The sequence below is a fragment of the Paenibacillus sp. FSL R7-0302 genome, assembly GCF_038006885.1.
GTDB lineage: Bacteria > Bacillota > Bacilli > Paenibacillales > Paenibacillaceae > Paenibacillus_AQ.
The window spans coordinates 1,779,321-1,793,486 of sequence record NZ_JBBOWB010000001.1 but is presented as its reverse complement, the minus strand read 5'-3'; the positions used below and the strand labels follow the sequence as shown (position 1 = coordinate 1,793,486).

At 54.3% G+C, this 14,166-nt stretch carries 14 protein-coding genes; 1 reads left to right on the top strand and 13 read right to left on the bottom strand.

All coding sequences use genetic code 11. From position 1 onward, the window contains the following. Nucleotides 1-150: 150 nt before the first annotated feature. From MKY96_RS07560 to MKY96_RS07550, 3 genes are all read right to left on the bottom strand, one after another. Nucleotides 151-1,095 carry an aminopeptidase gene (locus tag MKY96_RS07560; RefSeq protein ID WP_340939538.1) on the bottom strand — a complete coding sequence of 315 codons (945 nt, stop codon included), beginning with the start codon at nucleotides 1,093-1,095 and terminating at the stop codon, nucleotides 151-153. A gap of 18 nt (nucleotides 1,096-1,113) precedes the next feature. Beyond that, complete coding sequence (locus MKY96_RS07555) at nucleotides 1,114-1,782, bottom strand: AroM family protein (RefSeq protein WP_340939537.1); 669 nt, start codon at nucleotides 1,780-1,782, stop codon at nucleotides 1,114-1,116. 103 nt (nucleotides 1,783-1,885) lie between these two features. Next, nucleotides 1,886-2,836, bottom strand: coding sequence for a DUF1177 domain-containing protein (locus MKY96_RS07550; protein ID WP_340939536.1), 951 nt, complete (start codon nucleotides 2,834-2,836; stop codon nucleotides 1,886-1,888). Nucleotides 2,837-3,081: 245 nt separating this feature from the next. On the opposite strand from MKY96_RS07550, the gene MKY96_RS07545 reads away from it, so the two are divergent. Next, nucleotides 3,082-4,131 carry a serine hydrolase domain-containing protein gene (locus MKY96_RS07545; protein WP_340939534.1) on the top strand — a complete coding sequence of 350 codons (1,050 nt, stop codon included), beginning with the start codon at nucleotides 3,082-3,084 and terminating at the stop codon, nucleotides 4,129-4,131. 119 nt (nucleotides 4,132-4,250) lie between these two features. On the opposite strand, the gene MKY96_RS07540 is transcribed toward MKY96_RS07545, so the two are convergent. From MKY96_RS07540 to spoIIM, 10 genes are all read right to left on the bottom strand, one after another. After that, nucleotides 4,251-5,819, bottom strand: coding sequence for a hypothetical protein (locus MKY96_RS07540; protein WP_445671424.1), 1,569 nt, complete (start codon nucleotides 5,817-5,819; stop codon nucleotides 4,251-4,253). A 151-nt stretch (nucleotides 5,820-5,970) separates the two neighbouring features. Further along, the gene (locus MKY96_RS07535) at nucleotides 5,971-6,276 is read right to left on the bottom strand and encodes a hypothetical protein (RefSeq protein ID WP_340939532.1); all 306 of its coding nucleotides are present in this window, start codon (nucleotides 6,274-6,276) and stop codon (nucleotides 5,971-5,973) included. A gap of 159 nt (nucleotides 6,277-6,435) precedes the next feature. Beyond that, nucleotides 6,436-7,767: a pyrimidine-nucleoside phosphorylase gene (locus MKY96_RS07530; RefSeq protein WP_340939531.1), complete on the bottom strand. Its 1,332-nt coding sequence runs from the start codon at nucleotides 7,765-7,767 to the stop codon at nucleotides 6,436-6,438. Then, complete coding sequence (locus MKY96_RS07525) at nucleotides 7,767-8,630, bottom strand: purine-nucleoside phosphorylase (protein ID WP_340939530.1); 864 nt, start codon at nucleotides 8,628-8,630, stop codon at nucleotides 7,767-7,769. Before MKY96_RS07525 ends, MKY96_RS07530 begins: the two co-directional genes overlap by 1 nt. Before the next feature lie 57 nt (nucleotides 8,631-8,687). Continuing rightward, entirely contained in the window at nucleotides 8,688-9,512 is an 825-nt protein-coding gene (locus MKY96_RS07520; protein ID WP_340939529.1) for a purine-nucleoside phosphorylase, read from the bottom strand. Nucleotides 9,513-9,531: 19 nt separating this feature from the next. Continuing rightward, nucleotides 9,532-10,710, bottom strand: a complete 1,179-nt coding sequence (gene deoB / locus MKY96_RS07515) for a phosphopentomutase (protein ID WP_340939528.1) — start codon at nucleotides 10,708-10,710, stop codon at nucleotides 9,532-9,534. Between the two features lie 199 nt (nucleotides 10,711-10,909). Then, nucleotides 10,910-11,803, bottom strand: coding sequence for a site-specific tyrosine recombinase XerD (gene xerD, locus MKY96_RS07510; RefSeq protein WP_340939527.1), 894 nt, complete (start codon nucleotides 11,801-11,803; stop codon nucleotides 10,910-10,912). Between the two features lie 140 nt (nucleotides 11,804-11,943). Continuing rightward, nucleotides 11,944-12,177: a DUF4227 family protein gene (locus MKY96_RS07505; protein WP_076086452.1), complete on the bottom strand. Its 234-nt coding sequence runs from the start codon at nucleotides 12,175-12,177 to the stop codon at nucleotides 11,944-11,946. 674 nt (nucleotides 12,178-12,851) lie between these two features. Further along, complete coding sequence (fur, locus tag MKY96_RS07500; protein ID WP_036732017.1) at nucleotides 12,852-13,319, bottom strand: ferric iron uptake transcriptional regulator; 468 nt, start codon at nucleotides 13,317-13,319, stop codon at nucleotides 12,852-12,854. Nucleotides 13,320-13,469: 150 nt separating this feature from the next. Further along, on the bottom strand, nucleotides 13,470-14,105 hold the full coding sequence (spoIIM, locus tag MKY96_RS07495) for a stage II sporulation protein M (protein WP_076086458.1): 636 nt from the start codon (nucleotides 14,103-14,105) through the stop codon (nucleotides 13,470-13,472). Nucleotides 14,106-14,166 lie beyond the last annotated feature (61 nt).

The window sequence follows — 14,166 nt, the reverse complement described above, 5'->3', positions numbered from 1 at the left end:
TGCTGCAAAAGCTTAACCAGCCACCCTATTTCAGCCGTAAACAGCAATAGCAGCCGGAAATCCAAAGGTTCACTACAGTGGCGATTGCACCCACCGTCCAAATCTGTGGTGCGGCTTATTTAACCTTGCATTCTGCTGCTTCCACTACGCTTACAGCAATTCCCCAGCCTGCATAATCAGCTTGTCGTCGATATACACATCCGGCTTCATGACCACAGCATCAATATGCACGCCAGCCGCAACGACCCCGCCGAACGTGTTATTGCTGCCAAAAGCCACATGGATTGTCCCGTACACCTTCTCATCCTCCAGCACCACACCTGTAATTCTGGCCTTGTTGTTGGTCCCGATGCCGAATTCGCCCAGCAGCCTGCCATCGCCATCGCCAAGCATGTCCAGCAGCTTGCCGCCATGCTCCCCGCCGGCATGGATCAGCCGTCCATCTTCCACGGTCAGCACCATCGGGCCGTCCAAGGCACCGATCCCTGCAACCGAGCCGTCCACCTTAATCTGGCCGCTAGCCGTGCCTTCCAGGGGTGCAATATAAGCTTCACCTGAGGGCAGATTGCCTGATTCGCCCGGATTGAGGTATAGCCCGGTGCTGAGAATGCCATCCCGGCCTTCAATAGAGAAACTAAGAACCAGCCCTTCCTTCTCCACACGCACCCGGCTGCCCGCAGACAACAGCGCAGCGACCTGCTCGGTCAGCGCCTTCACCTGCCCATAATCCGCAGTGATCGCGCCGTGGCTGAACATATCATCGGTGATCCCCGGCATGGTCGCTACCCGGGTTCCCGCTGCGGCTGCCTGCTTACGCGCCGCCGTATGTGTCATCGAGTGGGTCGTGATGCATACGGCCACATCTGCCTTAGCCATAGCTTCGGCAACGGGAGCCGGAGGCTCCTCCCCCGATCTGCTCCGCGGCTGCATAACCAGCAGCATTGATTCCGCTCCCAGCCTTTTGCCCGCCTCATAGACCGACTCGGCCAGATCACGCTTATCATCATCAGCTACTACGGCCAGCAGTTCTCCGCTGGCAACCCCGAGACAATCCTTAAGAACGTTCATACTAATTGCTATTCTTGCTTCACTCATCTTCATTTCCTCCCGGGATTAAACCATTTCTGCTACCAGCTTGCCCATCAGGGCATTGGACAGCACGGCGGGCACTCCTGCGGAGGCCGCCCACTGTCTATGCTGCTCCACATATCCCATACAGTCAAGCACTAACACATCCGCATGACCGCTCAGATGCTCTGCTGCGGCGCGAAAATCCGCTTCCGTACCCGTATAAGGTGAAGCCGCAGCGAACGGCAGCCTGGCTCCGGCGCCAGCGAATTTCTCAATCATTGCGTCCTCCTGCTCCGGCAAAGGGCCAATCAGTCCCAGACGACGCCCGTCCAGCATCGCCTGCACGACCGGAGGAATGATCCGGTCCGGCTCAATCAGATGGGCAGCAGACGTATGCAGTCCCGGAAAAACTCCCGTACACGCCAGCAGGATCGTCCGAATCCCAGCGGCTTCCATAGCATCAATCTTCCCTTGGAGAACGGACTGTATCCGCTCCCGCGAGATTACCGCAGCGGACCCGTCCGCCATGCGGGTGGTCAGCACATACTCTCCCGGCCCTGGACTGTAGAATTCACGCACCTGTTCAGCCGTGAACCCGTCCAGCACCCCGGACTGAACCAGTCCCGCCTTGCCTTCCAGATATTTCTCAATGATGGGCGCGACATCCTGCCTGGGTGCTTGCCCAATCGTAATCAGTCCGATATTCTTCATTCTTGTCCCTCCAGACTCTATGGGTTACAAACCAAGCTGTGCTAACAGAGCAGGCGCTGAAGGAAGCTCAGCGCCTGACTGTAATCGTACATCTGTTATCCTGTTAGTGAGAAGTGACTGCCGGTTTACCAAGCGTCTGCAGCACGCTCATGGAGCCGTACAACTCAGTAATTTTGGCAAACTCTGCTTCGTTGTAGAAAGCACATGTGCCCTGCGTTACTTCCTTGGCCGTCTCGATAGCAAAACGCACCGCTTGAGCAATATCCACCTCATGGCTGGCACCGGTACCACAGCCCGGAACCATAGACTGGGCAGTAATCGCGAGGCCCACCACCGGAGCAGAGGTAGCTACCGCAGGCTGAAGAATGGAATTGATATGATACAGCCCGTTGCCGTAAGGGGTAATATCCTGAGTCGTCACCGGAAAAGTCACCGGGTACTGCCCGGTCGTCATTTCCTTGATCCGCAGCAAATCCTCGCTGACCCGCAGAATATAGCCTTCTTTAACCGTCGGTGAGATGGCGATCCCTTTGTGGTTAACCACACGGTTGCCTTTGGTCGTATCAATCGATAGAACCGCTTCCATCTCCGGCAGCACTTCATGCTCATTCATCTGCAGAATATCTACAGGAGAATCCATGAAATCCACCGGCTCGTGCGGCAGGGTTGGAGCATCCGGGCAAATATGGGTGGTAACCAGCACATCCCCCAGCAGCACATCCCCTTTGGTCTGCATGTCTGCCAGCTTCAGCGCAGAAGCAATCGCCGCGACCGCACCGTCTGCATCAGAGACCAGGCCAATCCGGCTCGGGCGCGCCCCGATACCACCCAGTCTGCCGACAATACCGAACGTTGGGGCAGATCCGCCAGTGAGCTTGCCTTCGCTGCCCGGGATCGTGATTTTAACGAATTCTGTGCTGCCCTTCTCCCCTTCTACCTTCTGAATCTCAACCTTAACCGCAGGATATTCTGCGAATAACTGCTTGACCTGCTTACCGTTAACATAAGCGCTGTCCAGTGCGTTCAAGACTGTAATCGTTTGCTGAAGTGTCATTCTAATTCCTCCCCGGATGCATGCTCATGTTTGTCATGTTTGCATTTATACTATCTCATCCGGCAAAATGTCCACAATGTACCGCCCTGCCAAACTGGAACAGCATTTCTTGTCCTTTGCAGATAAACCTTACGCGCAGCGTACACTCTTACGGCTTACCGCCCATGAATAAAGGTTAATTCTCCCAAGCAGCGAAATATAACAGGGTACTGATGCTTATTTTCACACAGGAGGTGCTTCATACGATGAAGCCTGCACATCAGATTAATAAGGATAAGCTGGTCCAGATTATCAGTGAAGAGGCCCGGCGGACGGGGTTCTCAGGGGTCGTACAAGTGACGGAACGGGAGCATGTCCTTGCAGCGGCAGCTTTTGGGATAGCTAATATCGGGGACGTACGGCTCAACCAGGCCCACACCCGCTTCGCCGTCGCTTCCGGCAGCAAGCTATTTACCGCCATTGCGGTCTGCCAGCTCGCTGAGCAGGGTTTGTTTTCTTTTGACGCCAAAATACTGGACATCCTGCCGAAGCAGGAATTCCCATTGTTCGACCCGGCGATCACAGTGCATCAGCTATTGACACACAGCTCGGGCATACCGGATTACTTCGATGAAGAAGAGATGGAGGATTTCGCGGCACTGTGGAAGGAGACCCCGATGTACACGCTGAGGCGGCCTGCGGATTTCCTTCCTCTGTTTGCTGGACTGCCTATGAAGTTCGTCCCAGGCGGGTGGTTTCACTATAACAATGCAGGATACATCATGCTTGCTATGCTCGTAGAAGCCGTCAGCGGACAGCCGTTCACGGAATATGTAGAACAGTATATTTTTCTGCCTTGCGGGATAAAGGATTCCGGTTACTTCGCGCTTGATGCGCTTCCGGCCCACACCGCTCAGGGATACATCGACAGCAGCAATGGGAAAAAGACCAGCAACATCTACTCCATTCCGGTGGTCGGAGGCGGGGACGGAGGGGCATTTGTGACGGCGGCGGATATGCATAAGCTGTGGAGCGGCTTGCTTGAACACAAGCTGTTACAGACAGAGACCACGGCTCTGCTGCTGACACCGCATATTTATGAGCGAAAGGACAGCTATTACGGTTATGGCGTGTGGATACAAGCCGGCCCCAGCGAAAAGGTGCTAAAGTACCATATCATGGGCTACGATCCCGGGATCAGCTTCCACTCCGCATATTATCCCGAACGGGGCCTAACGATTACTGCTCTCTGTAACAAGAGTAACGGGGCTTATCAGATGATGTCTGCGATGGAGGATTATCTGCCGGTGGGGTAGCGGTATGTTCCGTTTAGCAGTTACGGAGTATGATTCAATTATCCTCAGATACACTTATAGCCTTAGCTCAGTTTCTGGGCTAAGGCTATTTTACTTTTAATCTGCTGGGTGAAGTGGGGTTAGGGTGTGAAAGTAATAATATTGAGATTTCGATTGATAACTGTTGCTGAGGTTACATTGGTATCCGTGGTGACAATTGCACGAACTTGGTAGGATACAGAAGCTGTAGCCGGAGCTGTATCAACATAAGTGTCCGCAATAGGAAAACGTTGAGTTCCCGAAGCATTCCCGCTACGGTTAAGGGTTCTTGTAGAGATCAACGTTGCATCGCGGTAGATTCGAAGCTCAGCAACAAGTGACCAGTTGGACGAAGTGATCGCTTCTAATGATATAGCGTAATCTATTTTCAGCCGCTGGGATACCACTTCGTTCTGAGTCACCGAAACAACAACGACTTCTGTATTCAAAGGAGGATAGATAGCTATTGAGCCTGTAGTGTTGGTAAATGCCAGAGTAGGTGTACCCGTTGCTCCTGTAGCTCCTGTAGCTCCCGTTACACCTGTCACTCCTGTTACTCCGGTTGCTCCTGTGATTCCCGTTGTTCCGGTTACACCTGTCGCTCCCGTTACACCAGTGACTCCTGTTGTTCCCGTTACACCAGTTGCTCCTATTACTCCGGTTGCTCCTGTGATTCCCGTTGCGCCTGTCACTCCTGTCGCTCCTGTTACTCCTGTTACTCCGGTTGCTCCGGTGACTCCTGTTGCGCCAGTGGTTCCGGTCTCTCCCGTCGCCCCTGTAATTCCAGTTGCCCCGGTTGCTCCCGTTCCTCCCGTAACTCCAGTTGCCCCGGTGGCTCCCGTAACTCCCGTTACACCTGTGGTCCCCGTAATTCCAGTTGCTCCAGTTCCCCCGGTTACTCCTGTAACTCCGGTAGTTCCCGTTACACCTGTGGTTCCAGTCTCGCCCGTTGCCCCCGTTACTCCAGTTGCCCCGGTTACTCCCATTGCTCCTGTGGTTCCAGTCTCGCCCGTTGCCCCTGTAACTCCAGTTGCCCCGGTTGCTCCTGTGGCTCCTGTAACTCCGGTAGTTCCCGTTACACCTGTGGTCCCGGTCTCGCCCGTTGCCCCCGTAACTCCAGTTGCCCCGGTTGCTCCCGTTACACCTGTGGTCCCGGTCTCACCCATTGCCCCCGTCACACCTGTGGTCCCGGTCTCACCCGTTGCCCCTGTCACACCTGTCGCCCCGGTGATTCCCGTTCCTCCCGTCACACCTGTCGCCCCCGTGGCTCCAGTTACACCAGCCGCTCCCGTCGCCCCTGTGACACCACCCCCTCCTGAATAACCTAGTAATTCTGCAGAAACTAAGCGATGAGGGGTAGTTAGCTGTCCTGAACTTCCTTTTCCCCATACAGATATTTCCGTGTTATCAACAGCTCCACCAGTGATTGTAAATACAAATTCAAAGGAATTAAGATTACTGTAATAATCTCTTGAAATCACCGTATTGGGTAAAATCTCATCCTGGCTTAAGATAAACAATGATCTCATCCCACTGAGATTGTAACCCTGTGTTAAGACGATCACGGGTTGGGTTGTACTTTGATTGGCGATTATTACAGTCGATGATATCGTTGGTCTTGAGCCGTTTACAGCATTATTCTCAATAGGCCCCGTATTCCATACCGCCATTCCCCGGCCTCCTTCTCCAGAATTTAGCTACTTCATTGCTTAAAGTGTCAATCTCTATTAAATGAACTGCAGATTCATCCAGAACCTATCGGCTCCTTCCATATGAATCCGGTAATAAAATATAATGTAGTCTATCCTATTCAAACCAATTTCAACTGCGTATGCTGTTGACCCTAGTAATCAGTAGTTTGGTTCCATTCGTTACGAGATTCAGGCTTATGCAAAGGGAATTACTAGGTACGTAGGGAACAGGCGGAAGAATTACCCGGATGTCTTCAGAACAAAATGCCTGCGGCATCCCCATTGTGATCGCTTTTTCGACCATATCCGGCCCACACGCCTCCGCCGCACTGAATGTAGTCGGTTTTTCGACCATATTCGGCCCACACGCCTCCGCCGCACCGAATGTGGTCGGTTTTTCGACCATATCCGGCCCAGATGACCACGCGCTGTTCATGTGTTTGGACCTCCCCCCAACTTTATGCACTACTTATCCCCATCGGACGTAAATCATAATTTCCCTAATCAAAAATAAAACAAGCCGTACGCCAGCAATCTGCTGATTCGTACGGCTTGTTTGTATTAACAGGATTCCAGCGTAATACTCCGTTTCCGGCTAGTAACGCGTTACCCCGTCCTTGGTCACCAGCGCAAAAACCAGCGGCTGCGGCGGAACTGGCTGGGCAGAGATGCGGTAAGCCTCCAGCACTTTGGCTTCGGCCTCCTTCACCTTGCCTTCGCCGGCATCGTTCACGTGGAGCACTGCCAGAGTATCGCCTGCGGCCACGGCGTCGCCGACCTTCAGCGAGAGCTGAATGCCGACCGCCAGATCGATCACGGACTCCTTCGTCTCGCGTCCGGCACCCAGCAGCATCGCGGCCACACCGATCTCTTCGGCCTGGATGCTCTCCACATAGCCTGCGGTTGCCGCCTTCACTTCAATGAGCCTGCGGGCAGCAGGCAGGGTATCAGGCGAATCAATCTGCGAGACATCGCCGCCCTGGGCTGACACCATCTGCTTGAACTTAGCGAGGGCGCTGCTGTCTTCGATATGGGACAGTAGCATAGAGCGCGCTTCTTCCTCATCCTTCGCCTTGCCGCCGAGCACCAGCATCTGGCTGCCCAGGATCAGGCAGACCTCCTGCAGATCCTTCGGCCCGTGGCCGTTCAAGGTCTCAATGCCCTCTTTGATTTCCAGGGCATTGCCGATACCGAAGCCCAGCGGCTGGTCCATATCGCTGATGACCGCTACCGTATTGCGGCCAAGGTGTGTCCCGATATCCACCATGGCCTGGGCCAGCGCGATGGAATCGTCCAGCGTCTTCATGAATGCGCCGCTGCCGGTCTTCACATCCAGCACGATGGCGTCCGCGCCTGCGGCGATCTTCTTGCTCATGACGGAGCTGGCAATCAGCGGGATCGATTCCACCGTGGCCGTCACATCACGCAGGGCATACAGCTTCTTGTCCGCCGGCGTGATGTTGCCGGACTGGCCAATCACCGCCGCACCGATCTCGCCTACTTGGGCGAAGAACCGTTCCCGGTCCATCTCCACCGAGAATCCCGTGATCGACTCCAGCTTGTCCAGTGTGCCTCCGGTGTGGCCGAGGCCGCGCCCGGACATTTTGGCTACCGGAACTCCGGCCGCTGCGACCAGCGGTGCAAGCACCACCGTCGTCTTATCACCCACGCCTCCGGTAGAATGCTTGTCCACCTTGATGCCCGCAATCGGGCTAAGGTCCACCTGGTCACCAGACATCGCCATCTCCAGAGTCAGGTCGCCGGTCTCCCGCGCATTCATTCCGCGGAAATACACGGCCATTGCCCAGGCGGAAATTTGATAATCCGGGATTTCCCCTTTGCTGTAGCCTTGAATCAGAAATGCTATTTCTTCGCGGCTAAGCTCACCGCCGTCTCTTTTCTTCTGAATAAGATCAACAGCACGCATCAGATCTGTACCTCACGGACGAAGGCGCGCACCAGTCCGATGAATTTTGGCTTGGTCAGGTTCGCCACTTTGACCACCTGCTCATGGGTGAGCGGCTCCAGCTCATCGCCAATCGCCATGTCGGTGATACAGGTAATGCCGAGCACACGCAGCTTGCTGTGACTGGCCACGATAACCTCCGGCACGGTGGACATTCCCACGGCATCGCCGCCGAGATAAGCCAGCATTTTCAGCTCAGCCGGGGTCTCATAAGTAGGGCCGCTGATGCCGGCATATACGCCTTCCTGCAGGACAAGCGCTTCACCGTCCACACCTGTAACGCCCCCTGCAAGCTTCTTCGCCAATGCAATATATTCAGGGTCATAGGCACTGGACATATCAGGGAACCTTACGCCCAGCTCCGGATCATTCGGTCCGATCAGCGGGTTGTCGCCGGTCATATTGAGATGGTCGGTAATCAGCATCAGGTCGCCTGCCTTGAACGCTCTGTTCATCCCGCCGCCTGCGTTGGTAATAACAAGGGTGCCGATGCCCAGCTTAGCCATTACATAGACCGGAAGAACTACCTTGCGCATCTCATAACCTTCATAGTAGTGAAAACGGCCCTGCATGATCATAACATCCTTGCCTTCCAGCTTACCGATCACGAATCTTCCGGCATGACCTTCTACCGTTGAATGGGGGAAATGCGGAATTTCTTCATAAGGCAGGTAGACTGCATCTTCGATCTGATCGCCCAGGTCGCCAAGACCTGAACCCAGAATAAGGCCGATTGCCGGTGTATAACCGCCGAATTTGGATTGAATATATGCAGCGGCTTCCTGAACCTGAGTGCCGTATGGGACTGTTGTTGGTGTTGTCATCGATTGATCCTCCCGGATATGGATTGTGTATAGAATAACGCGTATGTGAAGCAGTACCTACATTTTGGGAATAAAAGCAAGCACAAGCTTCAGGAACTGCTCGCGCACACGCTCAGCGGTCTCCATCACCTCTGCATGATTCAGCGGCTGCGGAAGAATACCGGCTGCCATGTTGGTGATGCAGGAAATACCCAGCACTTCAATCCCGGCATGGCGGGCAACGATGGTCTCGGATACGGTGGACATGCCTACGGCATCTGCTCCCTGGCGGCGCAGCATCACGATCTCAGCAGGCGTCTCATAGTTCGGTCCGAGCAGACCCGCATATACGCCTTCCTTGAACTCAAAATTCAGTGCCGCGGCAGCTTCCTTGGCAGCTGCAATCAGACGCGGGCTGTATGCCGAGGACATATCCGGGAACCTTACGCCCAGCGCATTGTCGTTCGGTCCGCTCAGCGGATTGCGGCCGGTCAGATTCAGATGATCCGTGATCAGCATGAGATCGCCTGGTGTGTATTCCGTGTTGACGCCACCGGCAGCGTTGGTGACCAGCAGGCTGGTTACGCCCAGCTCCTTCATCACCCGTACCGGGAAGGCTGTAACCTCAGGGCCGTAGCCTTCATACATGTGGAAGCGGCCCTTCATCATGACCACGCGGCGGCCTTCGATCATGCCGATCAGCAGCTCGCCTTCATGTCCTTCTACCGTGGACACCGGGAAATGAGGAATCTCATGATAAGGAATAACGACTTCATCTGTGATCAGATCCGCCAGAATGCCGAGGCCGGAGCCCAGGATCAGCCCGATTTCGGGGGCGACGGTGCATTTATCTTTGATATATACGGCTGCTTCTTGAATATGGTTAAGAGTCACATTGGTCATGGTTTGGTTTCCTCCAGAATTAGATTAGTTGAGACAAAAAGCTCGTCCCGTACTGCGGCGCCTTCGCCCCGAAGTTGTCGGCGATTGTGGCGGCCACATCCGAGAAGGTCTGGCGGATGCCCAGGCTGCCGGGAGTCTTGAATCTCGGGCTGTAGACCAGGAGCGGCACATACTCGCGCGTGTGGTCCGTTCCGGCATGGACCGGGTCATTCCCATGGTCTGCGGAGATGATCAGCAGATCATCCTCACCGAGGGTAGCGAGCAGCTCAGGCAGCGCCTGATCGAATACCTCCAGCGCGCGGCCGTAGCCTTCCGGGTCACGGCGGTGGCCGTAGAGGGAATCGAAGTCCACCAGATTGGTGAACAGGAATCCGTCGAACGGCTTGCGCAGCTCGTCGATCGTAATCTGGATGCCGTGTTCATTGCTTTTGGTCGGATAGGTTGCGGTTACCCCTTCGCCGGTAAAAATATCATTGATCTTACCCACAGCAATCACATCCTTGCCGATATCCTCCAGTGCATTCATCACCGTCGGCTCGGGCGGCTTCACCGCATAATCATGGCGGTTAGGTGTACGCACGAAGTTGCCCGGCTCGCCCACATAAGGGCGGGCAATCACGCGGCCAACAGAGAACTCGGGAGCCATCGTCAGCTCACGGGCGATTTTACAAGCGCTATATAGCTCCTCCAGAGGGATAATATCTTCATGTGCCGCAAGCTGGAACACGCTGTCCGCTGAAGTATAGACAATCCATGCGCCCGTCTTCATCTGCTCCTCGCCGTATTCCACAAGAATCTCCGTGCCGGAGGCCGGCTTGTTACCGATGACCTTGCGTCCGGTAGCCGCTTCGAATTTCTCGATCAGCTCCGCAGGGAAGCCATCAAAATAGGTGTTAAAAGGAACCTCGATCTTCAGTCCCATCAGCTCCCAGTGGCCGGTCATGGTGTCCTTGCCTACGGATACCTCCTGCATTTTGCCGTAGTAGCCTGTAGGGGCCGTTACCGGTTCAAGCGGCGGCAGCGGGGCAATATTCGCCAGCCCGAGCTGCTGCAGATTCGGAAGCTTAAGACCCGGAACCCGTTCCAGAATATGGCCCAGCGTATGGGAGCCTGTATCTCCGAAATTAGCGGCATCCGGTGCTTCACCGATACCTACACTGTCCAGAACAATAAATCCGATGCGTTTAAATGAGGACATTGCCGTCTTCACTCCTTTTATAGTTTGCCTAATCTTCTCGTCTGCTCTAAGCATGAAGAAACTCCGGGAGAACCTCTCCCGGGAGCGATTTCTTCAGTATGATTCCATCATAGCTTTCTTACTCACAAAAAGCATCTTTTCGGCCCAATCCGATCCGCCTGCCCGTTATTCCTAAGGTCCCTCATCCCTGTACAGCCGGCTATTTCGCCCGGGGATGATGATTCTCGTAGACCTCCTTCATATTCTTGCGGGCAATTCCGCTGTAGATCTGAGTGGTCGAACTATCGGAATGGCCCAGCATCTGCTGCACAGAGCGCAGGTCCGCCCCGCCTTCCAGCAGATGCGCAGCGAAGGAGTGGCGCAGAGTATGCGGTGTGATGTCCTGCTCAATCTGAGCTTCACGCGCGTATTTTTTGATGATTTTCCAAAAGCCCTGACGGGTCAGCCGTCCGCCCAGACTATTCAGGAACAGCGCAGGCTCCTCCCGGCTCGCACGCAGCAGCTTGTCCCGCATCCCCGAGGTATAACGGGTTACGCAATCAGCCGCAATCACGCCGATCGGGACCACCCGCTCCTTGCCGGAGGCGCCGCTGCAGCGTGCGAACCGCAAGGATGTGTTCACATCCTCCACATTCATCGAGATCAGCTCCGTCACACGGATACCCGTCGCATACAGCAGCTCCAGCATAGCCTTATCGCGCATCCCCTGGGGAGCAGCTTCATCCGGAGCCGCCAGCAGACGCTCGATCTCCGCAATGCTGAGAATGACCGGCGGCTTGTGACTCGGCTTAATGGCTTCCATATCCAGCGTAGGATCTTGGACAATCAGCCGTTCCTTCAGCAAAAAATGAAAATAGGCGCGCAGCGATACCGTATTCCGGTTCACCGTGGCTGCTGCCTTCCCTGCTCCGCGCAGGGCACCCAGATAGAGCATAATATGCGTTCTTCTAATATCTTCGGCCTCGTCCAGGCCCCGCTCTTCCGTAAACTCCAGAAACTGCGAAATATCCCGTCCATAGGATTCCAGCGTACTAGGAGACAATCCTTTGTCCCCGGACAAATACTGCATAAACGGCTGTAAGTATGACTTCATCAATTCACGCTCCTGTCAGACTCAGGCTGCTTCATGCGGCTTCGCAGCGGGTTGAGATCCAGCAGCCGGAACAGCGTTGTTCCATGACATGCTATAGATTGATTCGACATACTTCTCCCTTAATCCTGCAATCCGGCCCGTTACTCCCCGTACCAGTAAAAAAGGCGCAGGCGATCCCCCGCACTTATCCCCTGTTCCCCATACTGGACATCCTGAAACGCCCGGACGGCGGTGCCTTCCGGAATCTCAACATTGCGGGCCGGGCTGATCCATGCGCTGACCCAGCTCAAAACATAATACAGCACACAGCTTACCGCCACAAGCATCGTCATGAAATACAGCCGGCGCACCGTGCGGGGCAGAGAAATAATCATCCAGGCAGCCTCCTCAAAATGATATCAGCATCTGCATCATCATCCTGCATATGCTCCCCTTCTGCTGCACTTGGGTAAGCGCACGCAAGTGCGGCGGGTAGAAAGAATGCGGGAAGAAGGAGTGTGAGCAGAACTCGTCCTTCACTTTATGCGCCGGAGGAACGTGTTATGTATGTTAAGTAATATTTGGCTCCCTGGCCGCTTTCACTGAGACGGCTCTGCCGAAATCAGGTGCACTTTTACACCTTATTCGCCTGTTTAGTCCACGTTTGCCAAAATCAGGTGCACTAATGCTCTTCATTTGCTCAATATAGCGTACTTGGACTGGATTCAGGTGCACTTGTGCTCTTCATTTGCCCGTTTAGCCGACTTTGGCTGAATTCAGGTGCACTTGTGCTCTTCATTACTCACCTTCAACTGCCCGTCCAGCCCACTTTTAGTGAATTTAGTGGGATTTATCCCTTTCATTTCCTCGTCCTGTCCACTTTCAGCCAATTCAAAGGGATTTATCCCTTTCATCCCCCGCTACAGCCCACTATCCTTACTCTCCAGGCAATCAAAAAGCTCCCCTCCAGCCATTCAGCCGGGGGAGAGCTTGCGCGGTCATTCCTCATTTGAAGATGAGCTTAGGAATTTCGCAATGAAGCATTCTTAAGTCCACGTTCTATATACGCTTATTCGGGAGTATTGTCCTCTGCCGGATTCTTATCCTTGCAGCGGTGGCATATTCCGTGAAAATCAAGTCTATGATCAACCACCGTGAAGTTGTATTCCTGCTCCAGCCGCTCTTCCAGCGGTCCGAGCCAATCCTCACGAATCTCATCCATACTTCCGCACTGCACACAAATCAAATGATGATGATGATGCTTCGCCGTATCTGTACGCAGATCATAGCGGGCCACACCGTCTCCGAAATTGATCTTCTCCACGACATGAAGCTCGCTAAGCAGTTCCAGGGTACGATACACGGTGGCAAGACCGATCTCGGGCGCCTTTTCTTTCACAAGCATGAATACATCTTCCGCACTTAAATGATCATCCTCGTTCTCCAGGAGAACTCTTAAGGTCGCTTCCCGTTGAGGTGTAAGCTTGTATCCTTGGGATTGTAGTTGTTGCTTAATCTTGTCTATTCGGGCTTCCATTGTCTGCCTCCCCCTTGGAAAATTACCACACCGGGCTTCAAGCCACTTCTTCCATTATAGGGGGATTTCCTTTAAGAAGTCAAACGGTTTTAGCATCTCGACAGGGCTGGCCCATTCATTCACAGATCCTCCATATTTGAAAATTCTTCCTCATCCGGCCGACACCAGAAGAGGCGTCACCCAGCGCATCATCACCGGAGTCACGTAAGCCTCGAAGCCCGAGATTCCCATCACCAGTAGCGCCATCCCCAGCGAGAGCAGCGTATACATCATGAACGGATGAGTCACCTGCGTGCGGCGCTGCTGTCCCAGCACCCGGCTGCGGATCATTAGCAGGGAGAAACCGAGGGCCGCCGCGCTGCATACCAGCAGCACCGGAATCAGCACCAGATTATGCGGAGCGACGGAGACCAGGGCGAACAGCATGCCGTGCCAGGAATATTGGCTGACGAGCGTGCCGACGGTGAAGCCGATCAGCACGCCTTTGAGGAAATCCAGAATCAGAATTCCCGGAAGTCCGATCACGGACAAGCCGAGCACCCAGATCAGGCCAACCCACTTCAGATGAAAGGCGGCGATGCTCCAGTATGAATCCTGCGCGGCAGGCAGTCCCTGCTGATCGACCGTCACGAAGAAATTGCTTAAGTAATCGCCCAGCTCCTGCTGCTGATCCAGCGTAAGCGCAGTGACGATAAGCGCTCCGAAGACCACCCCGACCAGAAATAATACCGCGACAAAAATATAAAGAGGCGTCTGTTCCTTCACCATCAGCTTTAAACTGCGCACCCTGACATTCCCCTTTCCGGTCACATGTTACACCATATGAGGGAATGTCCTGATCTATGAC